The 17292-nt window shown below is 38.7% G+C and carries 12 protein-coding genes; 6 read left to right on the top strand and 6 right to left on the bottom strand.

Annotated features, from left to right (window positions below; translation table 11 throughout):
* Window positions 1-107 precede the first annotated feature (107 nt).
* Complete coding sequence (gene mqo / locus ACFQ19_RS13855) at window positions 108-1616, top strand: malate dehydrogenase (quinone) (protein ID WP_379593182.1); 1509 nt, start codon at window positions 108-110, stop codon at window positions 1614-1616.
* A gap of 66 nt (window positions 1617-1682) precedes the next feature.
* Here mqo and ACFQ19_RS13850 read toward each other — a convergent pair whose 3' ends face one another.
* The gene (locus tag ACFQ19_RS13850; RefSeq protein WP_379593051.1) at window positions 1683-2279 is read right to left on the bottom strand and encodes a TetR/AcrR family transcriptional regulator; all 597 of its coding nucleotides are present in this window, start codon (window positions 2277-2279) and stop codon (window positions 1683-1685) included.
* A 185-nt stretch (window positions 2280-2464) separates the two neighbouring features.
* On the opposite strand from ACFQ19_RS13850, the gene ACFQ19_RS13845 reads away from it, so the two are divergent.
* The 3 genes from ACFQ19_RS13845 (at window position 2465) to ACFQ19_RS13835 (ending at window position 7461) form a co-directional block, all read left to right on the top strand.
* On the top strand, window positions 2465-6205 hold the full coding sequence (locus tag ACFQ19_RS13845; RefSeq protein ID WP_379593049.1) for a YhgE/Pip family protein: 3741 nt from the start codon (window positions 2465-2467) through the stop codon (window positions 6203-6205).
* 208 nt (window positions 6206-6413) lie between these two features.
* On the top strand, window positions 6414-6782 hold the full coding sequence (locus ACFQ19_RS13840; RefSeq protein WP_379593047.1) for a CidA/LrgA family protein: 369 nt from the start codon (window positions 6414-6416) through the stop codon (window positions 6780-6782).
* Entirely contained in the window at window positions 6775-7461 is a 687-nt protein-coding gene (locus ACFQ19_RS13835; RefSeq protein ID WP_379593045.1) for an LrgB family protein, read from the top strand. The genes ACFQ19_RS13840 and ACFQ19_RS13835 overlap by 8 nt, the downstream gene beginning before the upstream one ends.
* A gap of 693 nt (window positions 7462-8154) precedes the next feature.
* On the opposite strand, the gene typA is transcribed toward ACFQ19_RS13835, so the two are convergent.
* The 3 genes from typA to ACFQ19_RS13820 form a co-directional block, all read right to left on the bottom strand.
* Complete coding sequence (typA, locus tag ACFQ19_RS13830; protein WP_379593043.1) at window positions 8155-9975, bottom strand: translational GTPase TypA; 1821 nt, start codon at window positions 9973-9975, stop codon at window positions 8155-8157.
* A 324-nt stretch (window positions 9976-10299) separates the two neighbouring features.
* Window positions 10300-11670, bottom strand: coding sequence for a sensor histidine kinase (locus ACFQ19_RS13825; protein ID WP_379593041.1), 1371 nt, complete (start codon window positions 11668-11670; stop codon window positions 10300-10302).
* A gap of 2 nt (window positions 11671-11672) precedes the next feature.
* Complete coding sequence (locus ACFQ19_RS13820; protein ID WP_379593039.1) at window positions 11673-12359, bottom strand: response regulator transcription factor; 687 nt, start codon at window positions 12357-12359, stop codon at window positions 11673-11675.
* A gap of 356 nt (window positions 12360-12715) precedes the next feature.
* Between ACFQ19_RS13820 and ACFQ19_RS13815 the strand changes: the two genes are divergently transcribed.
* Entirely contained in the window at window positions 12716-14098 is a 1383-nt protein-coding gene (locus ACFQ19_RS13815; protein ID WP_379593037.1) for a S1C family serine protease, read from the top strand.
* A 503-nt stretch (window positions 14099-14601) separates the two neighbouring features.
* On the opposite strand, the gene ACFQ19_RS13810 is transcribed toward ACFQ19_RS13815, so the two are convergent.
* Window positions 14602-15225 (bottom strand): TraR/DksA C4-type zinc finger protein, encoded by a 624-nt coding sequence (locus tag ACFQ19_RS13810; protein WP_379593035.1) that lies wholly within the window; start codon window positions 15223-15225, stop codon window positions 14602-14604.
* Between the two features lie 175 nt (window positions 15226-15400).
* On the opposite strand from ACFQ19_RS13810, the gene ACFQ19_RS13805 reads away from it, so the two are divergent.
* A complete protein-coding gene (locus ACFQ19_RS13805) occupies window positions 15401-16360 on the top strand; it encodes an NAD(P)-dependent oxidoreductase (RefSeq protein WP_379593033.1) in 960 nt (319 codons plus the stop codon).
* 88 nt (window positions 16361-16448) lie between these two features.
* Here the strand turns inward: ACFQ19_RS13805 and ACFQ19_RS13800 are convergent, their stop codons facing one another.
* A complete protein-coding gene (locus ACFQ19_RS13800; RefSeq protein ID WP_017795660.1) occupies window positions 16449-16646 on the bottom strand; it encodes a cold shock domain-containing protein in 198 nt (65 codons plus the stop codon).
* Window positions 16647-17292: the final 646 nt, after the last annotated feature.

The following is a 17292-nucleotide window of genomic DNA, read 5'->3' as shown; positions in this document are numbered from 1 at the left end:
ATAAGTACGGAACATATTTTTAGTAACTAAATTACTATTTTTTTGAGAATTCTATTTTGTAAGAGTATACATGTAAGAATTTCAGTTAAGGAAGGTTTGTGACAATGATGAGGAAAGATACGAATCAGACAGATGTCATTTTAATCGGCGGTGGGATTATGAGTGCCACGATTGGTTCCTTATTAAAAACACTGCAGCCTGAATGGCAGATTAATGTTTTTGAAAAGCTGGGTCAAACAGCACAGGAAAGTTCGGATGCATGGAATAATGCCGGAACAGGTCACTCTGCGCTTTGTGAAATGAACTATACACCGGAACAGCCGGATGGTTCACTCGACATTACGAAAGCAGTTAAAATAAATGAGCAGTTCCAATTATCAAAACAGTACTGGTCTTACCTTGTTGAACAGGGCGTATTAGATAATCCAGAGGAATTTATTCAATCATTACCGCATATAAGCTTTGTAGAAGGCGAAGACAATGTGGAATTCCTTAAAAAACGGGTAGAAGCACTTCGAAACAATCCATTATTCGAAGGCATGGAAATTACGGAAGATGAAGAAACATTGAAAGAATGGATCCCGCTTATGATGGAAGGCCGGGATGATCGTGAACCGATTGCTGCTTCAAAAATTGATTCAGGAACGGACATTAACTTTGGCAGTTTAACACGTAAATTATTTGATCAACTGGAAGAACAGGGGACAAGACTTTACTTTAAACATGAAGTCGAATCTATTGCACGTACAAAGGATAACCTCTGGGAAGTAAAAGTGAAAAATTTATTTAATGGCAAAGTTTCCTATCACAAAGCAAAATTTGTATTTATTGGAGCTGGCGGCGGAAGTCTGCCGTTATTGCAGAAAACAAATATCCCAGAATCCAAACATATCGGCGGCTTCCCGGTGAGCGGGTTATTTATGGTTTGTAACAACCCGGAAGTTGCCGAAAAACATCATGCAAAGGTATATGGAAAAGCAAAAGTAGGAGCACCTCCAATGTCCGTACCGCACTTGGACACCCGATTCATCAACGGAGAACGCTCTTTATTATTTGGCCCTTTTGCAGGTTTTTCACCGAAGTTTTTAAAAACGGGGTCAAATCTGGATCTATTTGGATCCATCCGGCCCAATAATTTAACAACAATGCTTGCAGCCGGCGCAAAAGAAATGGGACTGACAAAATATCTTATTCAGCAAGTCCTTCTATCAGATGAAAAAAGAATGGAAGAGTTGCGTGAATTCATCCCTGATGCGAAAGCCGGAGAGTGGGATATTGTTGTTGCCGGACAGCGTGTACAGGTGATTAAGGATACAGATGCAGGCGGAAAAGGAACTCTGCAATTCGGTACCGAAGTCATTACTGCGGAAGATGGTTCTATCGCTGCTTTACTTGGCGCTTCACCAGGTGCTTCCGTTTCTGTAGATGTCATGCTCGATGTTCTTCAACGTTGCTTTCCGCATCACTTTAAAAAATGGGAACCTAAAATCAAAGAAATGATTCCTTCCTATGGTATTTCTTTATCCGATAACCCTGAAGTTTTTGCAGATGTAAGTGCAAAGATCAATGAAAAGCTGCAGCTGGAAGAAGAAAGAAAAGAAGCTTTATTAAGTTAAGTGTTTGATAAATACTTCCATAAAAAACGTCGATTCTATATATAGAATCGACGTTTTTTCTCTATTTCACAACACTTTGACCGGATCCCAAGATACAGCATTCAATATAAAAGAAGCCAGTTCTTCTTTATATTTTTTTATTTCTTCTGGAGTACGTTGAAACAGAATCATGCCCCTTGCTGTAGTCTCAATTAACGAGATAATAAACTCACTATAATAATCAGCATCGATATCCGTGCCAATGTCTCCCTTCTTCTTGGCTGCTTCCAGATAGTTTGCCACAAGATCGTATAGAGGACGATAAATCACCTTCCATTTATCGATATCTCCGCTTCTGGTAATACCTGCATAAACAATCGAAGGAATCGTTCGGTCTTCCTGATTTGTTTCAAAAATACGGTTTATCGCCAGCCTTAAGTTATAATCCAGTCCCGCATCCAAATCACCATGTTCTGTAAGGTATTTTGTGTAATTGGAAATGATTTGCTGCGCCAAATCCGGCAAAACATCCAATTTGCTCTGATAATACAGATAAAAAGTACCTTGAGCAATCCCGGCTTTTTTTACAATTTGCGAAACACGTGTATCTTCCAAGCCATTTTCCTTAAAAACCTGATAAGCACTCGTCAAGATAAGTTCTTTTTTATTAGCAGTTTTCGCCATATCACTACCTCCTTTTTAAACTGACTGATTGTCATTCATTTATATTTATGATACCATACTTTTAGGAAAAGTTGAATAGTAAGAATAAAAGGATTGGTTAAAATACGGTATACCTGCTAATCAAGATGTACGGTATTATTTGTAACATATGTCATCATTCATTATCCGGGAAAGAGGAGATTTTTTTGAAAAAGGCTTTTAAAATTACAAAACAAGATATGAAAAACATCATTCGTGTTCCCTCTGTTCTTATTTTGATTATTGGATTAGCAATCCTCCCTTCTTTTTATGCTTGGTTTAATATAAAAGCATCCTGGGACCCTTATTCAAATACACAGGGAATCCAAATCGGGGTCGTCAGTGATGATACCGGAACAGAAGTGGAAGGCGAATCCATCAATATGGGAGACGAACTGATAGACAATTTGAAGGAGAATGAATCATTAGGATGGCAATTCGATGATTCGATTGAAGAAGCAGATGAAAAGGTTTATAAAGGAGAATATTTTGCAACCATTCACATCCCTGAAACCTTTTCGGAAGATGTGACCAGTATCCTTGATGATGAGCCTAAAAGTGCAAATGTACAATATAAAGTAAATGAAAAAACCAATGCAATTGCTCCTAAAATGACAGATACTGGAGCTACACAAATTACAGAAACCATTAATGATACATTTGTACAGACAACAGCTCAAACATTGCTGGAAGAATTTAATAATGCCGGGATTGAACTCGAGCAAAACCTTCCTATCCTGGAGAAAATCAAAAGTGCTGTTTATAACCTGCATGATCATATAGATGATATCGATGAAGCAGGAGATCTCATTGTTCAGTTAGACGAAGACCAGGATAATATTCAAAACTACGCAGATACATTGGACAGTTTAGAGGACTATGAGTCAAACATCCGAGAAGGCGGAGATCAGATTCTGACTGTTCAATCCCATATGGACGATATCAACCGTCTGGGAGATGCTGTCGTTGAATTAAACCAGTCCATGCCTGATATCGAAAATGCGTTAACTCGAATCAGTTCGATTCAGCAATATTTCCCTGCTATTAACCAGGGATTAGAAGACGCTTATAATGCCAGTATTACAGCAGGTGATACCTTAGCGGATGTGCAAGAGCGTATTCCGGAGATTAATCAGCAAATTCGTGATTATCAGGATCAGGTCGACCGCGCACAAGATACTGTAAATGAGGCTGAACAGACAACAGATGACGTTGCCGAACTGATTCATAGCCGAGTCAACGAAGCGGAGGAAATTATCAACGGTCTTCCTTCTTTTGATTTCAACTCAGAAGAAATGACCACACCTGATTTTGTAAATAACGTTAAAGACTCTGTTACTGATTCGCAGCAGTCATTGGAAGATATTTTAGAAGAGGTTCGTGATCCAGCCAATCTGGAATCCAATGAATCTCTGGAAAAACTAAGCACTTCAGCAGATGAAACAAAAGAACAAGGAAATGACCTTTCTTCTGAATTAGAAGATATACTTCCTAAAATCGAGGAAAATAATCTTACAGAGGAAGATGTTAATACTTTAAATGAAGTAATAGACAACTATCAATCCTCTTTCAATGATGTCAAAGAAGATTTAGCAAACGCAGAATTTGTTCCAGATACAACACAAGATGAAGCAAACGACGAAAATACGGATAACAGTGAAGATGGATCGGCAGAAGATACAGGTCAGGACAATGAGGACTCCGAGCAATCTGATGAAAATGCGGAGCAAGACAGTGAGGACTCCGAGCAATCTGATGAAAATGCGGAGCAAGATAGTGAGGACTCCGAGCAATCTGATGAAAATGCGGAGCAAGACAGTGAGGACTCCGAGCAATCTGACGAGAACGCGGAGCAAGATAGCGAGGACTCCGAGCAATCTGATGAGAACACTGATCAAGACAGCGAGGACTCCGAGCAATCTGACGAGAATGCGGAGCAAGATAGCGAGGACTCCGAGCAATCTGATGAAAATGCGGAGCAAGACAGTGAGGACTCCGAGCAATCTGATGAAAATGCGGAGCAAGATAGCGAGGACTCCGAGCAATCTGATGAAAATGCGGAGCAAGACAGTGAGGACTCCGAGCAATCTGACGAGAATGCGGAGCAAGATAGTGAGGACTCCAAGCAATCTGACGAGAATGCGGAGCAAGATAGCGAGGACTCCGAGCAATCTGATGAAAATGCGGAGCAAGATAGCGAGGACTCCGAGCAATCTGACGAGAACGCTGATACACAACAGCGAGATGAAGAAATTGATCAAGTAATCGGTGACCTGCATGAAGATACGATGAACGCTTTTGATGAAATTTCAACTGTGTTAGATCAAAATATAGATCTTGCAACAAGCAATATGCAGCAACTCCCTGAATTAATTGCCATGAAAGAAAACCCGGATAGAGAAGAATATGCGGAAGAGCAAATTCAGGCGGTTCAGGAAAGTCTTGAAGGGCTGCAGTCTTCTATTACAAGTACGCAAAACTCACTTGACCTATTAGAAGTGCCAGAGAATAAAGAGGAATTGGAGTCCATTAAAGATACACTTGAAGGCAACAGTTCTCAATTAATTGATGTTATTGACTATTTGGGGAACAGTGATTTTGACCCTGACCAATTAGAAGATATAAAGGATGACGCAGTAAATAATCTGGAATCATTGCAATCCTTTAATGAAGATACATTGAGTCCATTTGTGAACGATGCATTTACGACTTTAGAAAATAGATTGAATGATGCAGATTCCAAATTAAATGCTGCATTAGATTATACGGATTTAGCTTCTGATTATTTATCGGAAGCAGCGACTGTTGTCGATGATTCACAGTATTATTTGAACCTTTTAAATGAAAATTTACCGTACTATGAAGAAGAATTCAGTGATATCTCTGATACCGTTAATCAATACTTCCCTGATTTTAAAAATGGTGTGGGTGCGGCAAGTTCATTTTTCCAAAATGATATGCCTCAATTAGAAGATGAAGTCAATAACTTAGCCGGTTTTGTAACAAATGATATGGATGATTTAATTGAACAATACAAACAGCTAAATTCCCTTGTTCAGGATAATTTACCGGAAGCTCAGGAAGCTATCGGCGAAATGGCAGACTTTATCCGGGATGATTGGCCAGGATATAAAGAAGATATCCAAAACGCCTATGATCGCATCCAACAGATGGAAGACGATCAAATCATTCAAGAATTAATTGATGCATTGCAAAATGACCTGAGTGATGAAACAGAGTATTTCTCCCGTCCAGTGCAGCTCGATGAAGAAAAACTCTTTGCCATTCCAAACTATGGTTCAGCTAATACACCTTTCTATACGGTGCTTGCACTATGGGTCGGTGCGTTATTGCTTTGTAATTTAATTACCACCGAATTGAAAGATAAAAATAGAGAAATATTCAGCTTAAGAGACATTTATCTCGGCCGGATGACGTTATTCTTAATCGTAGCTGTCTTACAGGCAATCATCGCCTCCTTGGGTAACATCTTTATATTGGATGTTTATATGGCACATCCATTTTACTTTACACTCTTCAGTGTGTTGATTGCATTAGCGTTTATGATTATTGTATATACGCTGGTATCCCTGTTTGGCAACGTCGGAAAAGCCCTTGCGATCATCTTTATGATCCTGCAATTATCGGGCGGTGGCGGCATGTTCCCAATTCAAGTAGCGCCGGAGTTCTTCCAAGCTATTCATCCATTTCTGCCGTTCACGTATGCCATCGATATTCTGAGAGAAGCAAGTGGCGGAATTGTGTGGTCTGTTGTATTTAACAAATTTGCTATGCTTGCCATCTTCCCAGTGATATTCATCCTGTTAGGATATACATTCCGGCCATGGATTGCGCCAAAGGTTCATAAAGCTTATTTAAAAACCCAGAAAAGTAATATGGTTGATTAATACGAATTGGTTTCACATCAGCTCGGCGTTCGATTTCGAAGCGTCGAGCTGTTTTTTTCGTTCGCCAAAAAAGAAAAGATATCACAGATTATCCTAAAGAAACCTTGGCGAATGTCCCATTTTCGAATAAAATGGATAGTATCTTGTTTTTTAGCGATGATATCTTTAATAAGAGTCTGAAAATGGAAAACAACAATGGAGGTTTATTGTGAAGTATTTCATCATGATTGTACAAATTGGTATATTATTCCTTTTTAATTATATAGGAGTGCTTATTCAAAACTTTTTTGCACTCAACATTCCCGGCAGCCTTATTGGTATGCTGCTTCTTTTTGTCCTGCTTATCTCAAAAGTCATTCCTTTGAGATGGATCCAATCCGGTGTTGATTTTCTGTTAAAAGATATCCCCTTTTTCTTTATCCCGGTCACTGTTGGTGTTATTCAGTACTTAAGCTTTTTTTTTGGTAAGGGCAGTCTGACGATTTTATTAGTTATCATAAGTACCTTCATGGTTATCGGTATTAGCGGGATCGTAACGAATGCCTTGCTTAGAAAAGAGGTGACGTCCCATGAGTAGTTTTTTTATCGGGATAATAGCGATTGCAGCAACTATTTTTCTTTATTATTTTTCCAAGAAACTACACAGCAGAAAACCAAATCCATTCACTATGCCAATATTTCTGTGTACTGCGAGTATTGTCTTGTTTTTATTTTTAACCGGGATTCCTTACGAAACATATATGGTTGGCGGACAGTGGATTGACTTGCTTCTTGGTCCCATTGTGGTTTCGCTGGCAGTTCCTTTATACAGAGAAATTTATTTAATTAAAAAATATGCCGGCGCAATCAGTATCGGTATATTTGCCGGTTCTCTGACTGGTGTTATTACTGGAATAGCGGGCGCAAAACTGTTTGGATTTGAAGACTGGCTGATCCAGTCTGTTGCTGCGAAATCCGTTACTACACCAATTGCTATCAGTATTACAGACACCGTAGGCGGAAATATGTCAATGGCTGCTGTATTCGTCATGATAGCTGGTGTCAGCGGAGGAATGTTTGGACCGGTTATTTTGAAATTGTGCCGAATTCATCATCCAATTGCTAAAGGGCTTAGCATCGGAACCGCGTCCCATGCTATTGGAACAGCAAAAGCATTAGAAAACGGGAGGATCGAAGGAGCTATCAGTGTCTTATCCATGACCATCAGCGCTGTGGTAGTTTCATTTCTTGTTCCATTCTTTTTAACTTTTATGTAATCAAATATGGTAATATATTTGCTTTCATCAATAACTGGTTTTCTGCATTATTTTAAACCTTACAATTCCATAATAAAAAAGCAGGGGAAATTAATTGGTTTCCTCCGCATTTTTATTATGGAATCCTGCTAAAATGATTATTTATTTTTCGCTTTGGGTTTTGTCCCTTGAAATATTATATAATAGGAAAGTCCAACCAAAACACCCATTGTGATTGCCCTGTAGAGCCACCCATAGTTGAAGCTGCTAAAAGGTTCGAAATTTGTTATGATAAGAGACAATACACAAGTGATTATAAATAATAACAAGTACCTAACAAACGTGTTCATGTTATAATCTCCTCGCAATTTCTGCTATTGTATTTCTTCTTCAGCGATGTCGCATTCAAAGACCGCATAAAAATACTTCCATAATTGGTATATATTACTATTAAAATATATCATATGACATTTTTCTTTTAAATAGTAAACCTATTTTCCATAACTAGAATATTTCGATTATTATGTTAAAATAGAATAAATAACATCTATTTAGAAAGAGGCATGAGATATGCACTTCTTGACGTTTTTTATTTTAGGCGGAGCTGGTATTGTGTTGATGGTCATTTTATCGATAGCTGGATTACTGCGTTATTTTAAATCTTAAAAACAAAAGGCGGGCAGATTTGATAATCAAATCTGCCCGCCTTTTGTTTTATTTTCTTTTTGCTGCTTTTTCACGTTCATTTTTATCAAGGATTTTCTTACGGAGACGAATCGTTTCTGGTGTCACTTCACAATATTCTTCTCCACTTATATATTGTAATGCTTCTTCAAGTGACATTTCTTTTGTTTTACGAATAGTTGCTGTCTGGTCTTTTGTTGCAGAACGCACGTTGGTCAAGTGTTTTTCTCTCGTAATATTAACTGTTAAGTCATTGTCACGATTGTGTTCCCCAACAATCATACCTTCATACACTTCCGTACCAGGTGCAACAAAGATAGTTCCCCGGTCCTCCAGGTTCATAATGCCATAAGTGGAAGCTTTACCTTTTTCAAGTGCTACCAGCACTCCTTCACGGCGACCTCCGACTTGGCCTTTAATAACAGGTTCAAATGCATCAAAAGTATGGTTAATGATTCCATAACCACGTGTTTGAGACATAAATTCTGTCGTATATCCTAGAAGTCCGCGTGATGGTACTTTGAAGTCAATACGAACTTGTCCATTTCCCTGGTTCACCATATCGAGCATTTCACCTTTACGCTCTCCTAATGATTCCATAACAGAGCCGGTGTGCTCTTCCGGAACATCTACTTGAACACGTTCCATCGGTTCACATTGTACACCATCGACTTCTTTGATAATTACTTCCGGTTTGGATAATTGCAGTTCATAACCTTCACGACGCATGTTTTCAATAAGAATAGACAGGTGCAATTCTCCGCGTCCGGAAACCGTCCAGGCATCCGGTGAATCTGTCGGTTCTACACGTAAACTTACATCCGTTTCTAATTCTTTTAATAAACGTTCTTCAATGCGACGGGAAGTAATATATTTTCCTTCTTTTCCTGCGAATGGGCTGTTATTGACAACAAACGTCATCTGCAAGGTTGGTTCATCAATACGCAACCAAGGAAGCGGATCCGGATGGTCAGCCGGACATACCGTTTCGCCGACGTTCAGGTCTTCCATTCCCGCTAAGGCTACAATATCTCCAGATACTGCCTCTTGAATTTCAACCCGTTTTAATCCGATAAAACCAAATAATTTGGAAACACGGAAGGATTTTTGTGATCCATCTTCTTTTAATACAACAACCTGCTGTCCTACTTTAATAGAACCGCGAACAACTCGTCCGACACCAATTCGTCCGACATAATCATTATAATCCAATAATGTCACTTGAAATTGCAGTGGTTCTTCTCTTGTATCAGCCGGTGCAGGGATATGCTCCATAATCGTGTTAAAGACCGGATCCATTGATTCTTGCTGATCTTCCGGTTCTAGTCCGGATGTTCCGTTTATTGCAGAAGCATAAACAACTGGGAATTCCAATTGGTTATCGTCCGCTCCTAGTTCAATAAATAAATCCAATACTTCATCAACCACTTCTGCCGGTCTGGCATTCGGACGGTCAACTTTATTTAATACCACAATTGGTGTCAATTTTTGTTCTAAAGCTTTTTTCAATACGAAACGTGTTTGCGGCATGGTTCCTTCATAGGCATCAACCACTAAGGCAACGCCGTCAACCATTTTCATAATACGCTCTACCTCACCGCCAAAGTCTGCGTGACCCGGTGTATCAAGGATATTAATCATCGAATCTTCATATTTTAAAGCTGTATTTTTAGCTAAGATCGTAATCCCGCGTTCACGTTCTATATCTCCAGAGTCCATTGCACGCTCATCAACTTGTTCATTTTCTCTGAAAGTTCCTGAATATCTTAATAGCTGATCCACTAATGTTGTTTTTCCGTGGTCAACGTGTGCAATAATTGCGATATTACGAATATCATTTCTTAATTGCATAAATAGTACGCTCCTCTAACATATCGAATGTAAAACCAATTTATTATATCATATAATGTTGGACATTGTAAAATTGTTATTTTTTTATTTAGCATGTGTTATTTCTCATACATTATTATAATGGAAAAAGAAGAACTTAATTCTGATTCGTCACAAAGTAACTGTTTATACCATTCCCATTTTAAGCATAAAGAAAACTTAAAAATTCGGAACATCTCATTAAAATAGCTTTAAAAAAGCCGATTCGTCCAGCGAATACCTGTCATTTAGAAAGACTTCTTCCTTACCTGTCCGGGTATAGAAAGAAGTCTTTTCTTTATTTCTCTACGACTTCCCTTTTTTATTTCCTTTTGGCTTACTGGAAACAGGGAGACATATCATAAATTTCGCTCCGCCTAATTTTTTCGATGGTCCAGCATAAATCTTGCCATTTGACTGTTCAATAATGGCACGGGCAATAGCCAGTCCTAAGCCGGTTTCTCCGCCTTTTCCTTTGATAAAACGATAGAATATCTTATCCATATCTTCTTCAGAAATTCCTTTTCCATCATCCTCGATATCAAAATAAATTTCATTCTTTTTCTTATACACGTGAATGGATACCTCTTTGGAAGCATATCTAATAGCATTAAATACGACATTGGAAACGGCACGCAGCAATTTTTCTTCATCTGCATGCAGCGTAATCGAACCGTCCACCTTCTGATGAAGATCCAAGTTATTTTCATGAACGATTGGCAATGCTTTGCTTACAATACCATCGATGAAAGCCTGCACATCAATTTCTGTTTCTTCATATACATCCGGTTGAGAGTCTAACTTGGCAAGTAAAATCATTTCATTAATGATTTTTTTCAGCCTGTTCACCTCTGTAACCATTACTTCCAGCCCTTTTTCCGTATCTTTTTCATCAAAGATGCCGTCACGGATTCCTTCTGCATAACCTTGAATTGTCATCAATGGCGTTTTCAGCTCATGGCTGGCATTTTGGAAGAAGGTTTGCTGTGAGTTCATATATTGCTCCAATGTCTGTGACATCTCATAGACACTCTGTTCCACTTCTTTTATCTCTCCGGTAGCCCGGATTCGCTTCATTTGATCAAACTGGCGGTTTTCTACCTTTTTTAATTCTTTCTTCAACAAAGATAACGGGGTAACCAGCTTATTTGTCATATAATAACTTAAAATCACTGCTGCTAAAGCACCAATTAAAAACACCCAAGATAAGCGGAAGAAAAAGTTCTGTTGTACCGCTCTTAAATCATTAATGGGAGTTAAGAGAATCAATTCCATCCCGGACTGCTCTGGAGAGAATATGATTCGTTGTGTTACAAAACGGTCATTCCCATGCTGCCACAGTGTTTCATCACTATCTTCAAAATCATTCTCCTGGAAAAATTCATTCACAACAGAAATAGACATTGTCGAAAATAACACTGTATCTAAATTCCTGTCATATAAGAACAACTGCAAATCCTGTTCTTGTAAAAAGGTATCAATATTCCGATACTCACTTGCATCCTCATACTGTTCCGAAAGAAAACTAATCAGTAATTCACCTGTTTCTTCAAGCTGACGCTGTTCATCCTGTATAAGTACATCTAAAACAAGGGAGTAAATAACCAGCCCTGCCGTTGTCATAATAACAAAGAGCAGTGCTGTAAATGCAGCATTTAATTGCGATTGTAATTTCATTGTTATGCTTCCTCATCTTTTCTTAAACGATAACCAAATCCCCATACGGTCTCAAGGGGTATATGTTCCATCTTTTTACGGATACGTTTCATTAAATCATCTACCGCACGATCACTGCCAAAATAATCATCGCCCCATACTTTTACCAGCAATTCTTCCCGCGAAAACGCACGATTGGGATTCTCTGCGAGCAGCAGCAGCATATCGTATTCTTTTGCTGTTGTTTCATATTCGATTCCTTCAAAAAACACTCTTCTTTCATTTTTATAGACAAGAAGCTGATCCACCTTCACCCGGTCATCCGGTTCCTTATCCACAGAACCCGGCTGTACCCTTTTAAACAATCTTTTTATACGGGCAATGAGTTCTCTTGGGCTGAAAGGTTTTGTTAAATAGTCATCACCGCCCAGCTCCAGCCCCAAAATTTTATCGATTTCCTCATCTTTTGCAGAAATAATAACGATGGGAACATCACTTTCATTACGGATTTTCTTGCAAAATTCATAACCATCCATTCCGGGAAGCATAATATCTAACACCCACATATCAGGCGGGTTGTTTTCCCATAATGCCCAGCCGTCTTCTGCATTATCCATCACAGTTAGCTGGTAGCCTTCTTTTTTCAGATAAGCAACCACAATATCTTGTATATTTTTATCATCTTCAACTAAACCAATATGATAAGACATGTATTTTCACCTCTTTCGCCCAGTACTACATTGTAGTTTAGCATCTACAGTTTTGAAAAGACACTGCTTCGTTACATTACAACCCTACCGCCAGCCAGTGGCATTAGTGAAAATCTCCCTAAATAAAGTTTCATCTTATGTTTATTATAAAAAGCAGAATGGGTAATTTTAATAATAGGGGAATAATATTCTTACAGCTTCTTTTTTCATAGTATATTATTTATTTTTACATGAATCTCCCCTATCTGACAAACCGGGGGTAAGATTACACAGTTTTTACACATTTATACCAAAAGATTACCCCTGCTCCATACTATAATGTAGATAAATCAAATTTAACTTGGAGGTGCTTTACAATGAATAATAATGATTATGAAAATGAAAGAAATAATAATGTATCGAATGATTTCGACAAAAAGCGTGAACCTTCAGCCGAGGAAGAAGCATCGACAACAAATACGAATAAAACAGAACAAAATAATACAATCAATGAACAACAGGCAACATATAATGCTTCAACAGAACAAAAGCCGCAAAGATCCAAAAAACCAAATCGTTGGTTAAGCGGTTTTTTTGGCGGGGCAATTGGGGGAATTGTTTCTTCCATACTTGTTGTTTTACTCTTAGGAAATCAATTATTACCCGCTTCTGAAGGGGTTTCCAACTCATCAGGCGGAGGGGGAGAAGAAAGTGCCTCACCAGAGACCTCCGAATCCATTATTCCTACGATAGCTTCTGATGACGCTGATGTTTCTACAGATATTTCAGAAGTTTCACAAGCTGTTGTCGGAATTATTAATATGCAGCAGCAAAGTTTATGGGATGAGAGTGAGGAAGCAGGAACAGGGTCTGGTATCGTCTATAAAAAAGAAGATGGAAGAGCATACGTAATCACGAATAACCACGTGGTAGAAGGTGCAGAACAACTTCAAGTAGCTCTGGATGATGAGCACCAAGTAGATGCGACTGTGCTTGGGACAGACGCTTTAACAGATTTAGCTGTACTTGAAATCGATGGAGAATATGTTGACACAGTAGCTAGTATGGGGTCTGGTGAAGACAGAGAAGTGGGAGAAACAGTGATGGCAATAGGTAATCCGCTTGGAATGGAATTTAATAATAGTGTCACAAGAGGCATTATCAGCGGATTAAATCGTAATGTAGAAGTAGATACAAACGGAGATGGGGCTCCAGATTGGGTAACAGAAGTTCTGCAAACTGACGCAGCTATCAACCCTGGTAACAGCGGCGGCGCATTAGTGAATGCAGATGGAGAGGTCATTGGAATTAACTCCATGAAAATCTCTCAAAGTCAGGTCGAAGGAATCGGTTTTGCCATCCCAATTGATGAAGCATTACCAGTTATTGAAAAACTGGAAACTGACGGTGAAGTATCCCGTCCGTTAATCGGTATTTCTACTGCACCACTAAGTCAGGTGCCACCGGAATATCAGCAGGAAACCTCACTCCCTGAAGATGTAGACGGCGGCATGGTCGTTGCTAATGTCCAATCCGGTTCACCGGCAGATAACGCAAACTTACAGCAATTTGACGTCATCACCAAAATAAATGGAAATCCAGTAACCTCCATTATCGATTTACGAAAAGAATTGTTTGACCAAGGTCAAGCCGGAGAACATGTAGAAATTGAATTTGCCCGTAATGGAGAATTGCATTCCATTACCTTGAAAATGGATGAATTGAAAGGAAATCAGCCTCCAGAAAATCAACAAGGATAAAAAACATTGCTATTGCAAAGAGCAGCTTGCCAGTAAATCCCGGCAAACTGCTCTTTGCTGTATAGGAAGAAAATCATGTAGGAAAATCAACACTTAGTTTTTATTTTACGATTGTATCATTTATAATGACCTTAGTTATCCTTGGGATTTTGAATAACTTTTTTATTACAGATGCAATTACAAACATAATTGAATCTATAGACTGATATCTTATTTTCTACATAAAACACCGGACAAATGAACCTTCTCAACAATGGCCTCATTTGTCCGGTTTTTTGTTTTTGCACTTTAAGTATAAAGAATACAAGGAATAAAGTATAAGTGCAATGCTTTTGATGAGGTGAATAATCGCAAAAGCTCTTCGGTGAGGCGAGTAAGCGCAGCCCCAGCCCCACTGAAGGCATTCACAAAAGGGTTGCACTTAAGAGTACAAGGGATACTAAGAAAGCAAAATATGCTTTTAAGTCCCTCTTTCACAAATGCCAAGTTTTCTTTATCGTTCTTCACTCCTCCTCTTCCCTATCCAATTCGTCTTCATATGCTTCATGATTAGGCATAACACCTGTATATTTTCCTTCCATATCTGCAGCCAGAAAGTCTTCCACTTGTATATCATCAGCGCTTTCTTTGCCGTCTTCCGAGACCCCTGTTCCGTCATGATAATCTGGGGTATAACTGGATGTTCCATATTGTTGAACATCTTCCCAGCTGTTTTCACCGCCGTCTTCTCTTCCCCTGAATGTTTCTTTAGGAGTGGTTTCTCCGTGATATGCCCACTGTTCTGCATGTTGCTTACAGCAATCTGCAGTGGGTAAAGCCTCCAGCCGCTCCGGCTCAATATTTTCTCCACACACCTTACATATGCCGTAAGTCCCTTCTTCCATCGCATGAATCGCCTTATTAATATCCTCTAATTCCGATTCGGCATGCCGTTCTAAAGCACTGTCCTTTTCCCGTTCAAAAAGTTCTGTTCCCGTATCGGCAGGATGATTATCATAATTGGATAATTCCCCCATCACTTCTTGACTGAACTCATAATTCATTTCTTTCCTTCCATTTATTCGTTCAATTAATTCTTCCTGCCTTGTAAGCAAACGTTGCTTCAGTTGTTTTATATCTGCCTTCATGACTAATTCTCCCCCTTTTGTCCATTCATAAGCAAACTGCTTTTTTATATCATCAAATCATTTTATACTATATGTAACCAGCATCATTCGATTCACGGCAATCGTTACCAAGTTTTATTGGATCATTGAAATGTATTTTATGTTATTTTGGAATACCTTGTTCCTTTACAAATAGTTGCGTTTTGCCAATTTTCATGACAAGCTGAAGGTAAACATCTATACAAAGGAGACGGATAGGATGGTAACTGCATCAACAGCATCAATCGGTTTTATTGGTTTAGGCGTTATGGGGAATAGTATGGTTAAAAATTTAATCAATGCCGGCTACAGTCTGCATGTTTACACAAGAACAAAATCAAAAGCAGAAGAAGTATTGGAACTTGGAGCAGATTGGCATGAAAGCCCAGCCAGTTTAGCTCAGGCAAGTGATGTGATTATTACGATGGTTGGCTATCCCGTCGATGTTGAAAACGTTTATTTCGGCGACCAAGGGATTTTAAATCATACCAAAGAAGGTGCTTATGTCATCGATATGACTACATCGAAGCCCAGCTTGGCAATCGATATTTATGAAGAGGCAAAAAAGAATGGTTTTACTGCTTTAGATGCGCCAGTTTCCGGCGGAGATATCGGTGCCAAAAATGGAACACTAGCAATCATGGTCGGCGGAGACAAAGAAGCATATCATGACGTTGCCCCCATCTTTCGGGTCCTCGGAGAAAGAATTACATTACTTGGACCGGCAGGAGCAGGACAACATACAAAAATGGCCAATCAAATTGCGATTGCTTCCAATATGATCGGCGTTTGTGAATCCATTATTTATGCCAGAAAAGCCGGATTAGATGCAGAGGAAATGCTCGCCACCATTTCTACCGGTGCTGCTGCAAGTTTTTCTCTATCCAATTTAGGTAAAAGAATGATTGACAAAGATTACGAACCAGGATTTTATGTAAAACATTTTATTAAAGATATGGAAATTGCTTTAGAATCTGCGCACAATATGGGGATGCCGGCACCCGGACTGGAATTATCACTAAATCTTTATAAAGATTTAGCAGATATGGGAGAAGAAGACAGCGGAACGCAAGCATTGATTAAATTACTTGCACATGAAGCAGAAATGTCACTATAGCAAAATGCTTTCCAGTCATTTTAAAAACCTCGAATGTCTCTAGAAAACATTCGAGGTTTTTTATCATTTTATATCATTCGTATTCGAATTAAAGACGAACAACGTTTGCAGCTTGTGGGCCACGGTTGCCTTCTACAATTTCGAATTCAACGTCTTGACCTTCTTCAAGCGTTTTGAATCCTTCAGCCTGAATAGCAGAGAAGTGTACGAATACGTCGTCTCCGTCTTCACGCTCGATGAAACCAAAACCTTTTTCTGCATTAAACCATTTTACTTTACCAGTCATTTACATGACCTCCTTATACAAGATATGCAAAGTCATTGAAACCTAAATACTTTTACACCGTCTTGAAAAAGAGATCGTAAAGTATTCTCGTAACTCCAATTACCTTTTGCAATTATTATTTTAACCCCTTTCATAAAAAAATGCAAGGAAATTTCAAACTGTATTATCAAATAAAATTCGACGCGTCTCAACAGAAGAAGCGTTTTCATATAAACGCAGTACGTATGCTCATTATAACCATTTATTCTTATGTATGTTAAAAATAGTAAATATAAAATTATCTTCTATATAAGTTGAATTATTAAATCTATCTTTTTAATTTTTCTAACGTAATCATTCATTAATTATGTTGTTATATACTGTAATCAGCAGAGGAAAACACGAAGACTCTTATGGGAACAGGGCGAGCTGAAGATCCACTTGAAAAGCGGGTTTCTTTTCAAGTTAGCTGAAGCCGGCCCCATGGAAAGCATAGTGTTTTTCCGGAGCGAATGCCAGAAGGCAAAATCTTTACTTCAACCTGAATTATTCATAGAAAAATCTAAATAGCTTCTCATCCCATACCTGTCAAGGAACTATGACAGATATAGACTGCATCAAATAAATGAAAAAAGAACCCATTTCTGATAAGGTTAAAAGTACCACC

This window comes from Oceanobacillus locisalsi, from assembly GCF_042675985.1.
GTDB classification, from domain to species: domain Bacteria; phylum Bacillota; class Bacilli; order Bacillales; family Amphibacillaceae; genus Oceanobacillus; species Oceanobacillus locisalsi.
This window is presented reverse-complemented; position numbering and strand designations above follow the sequence as displayed.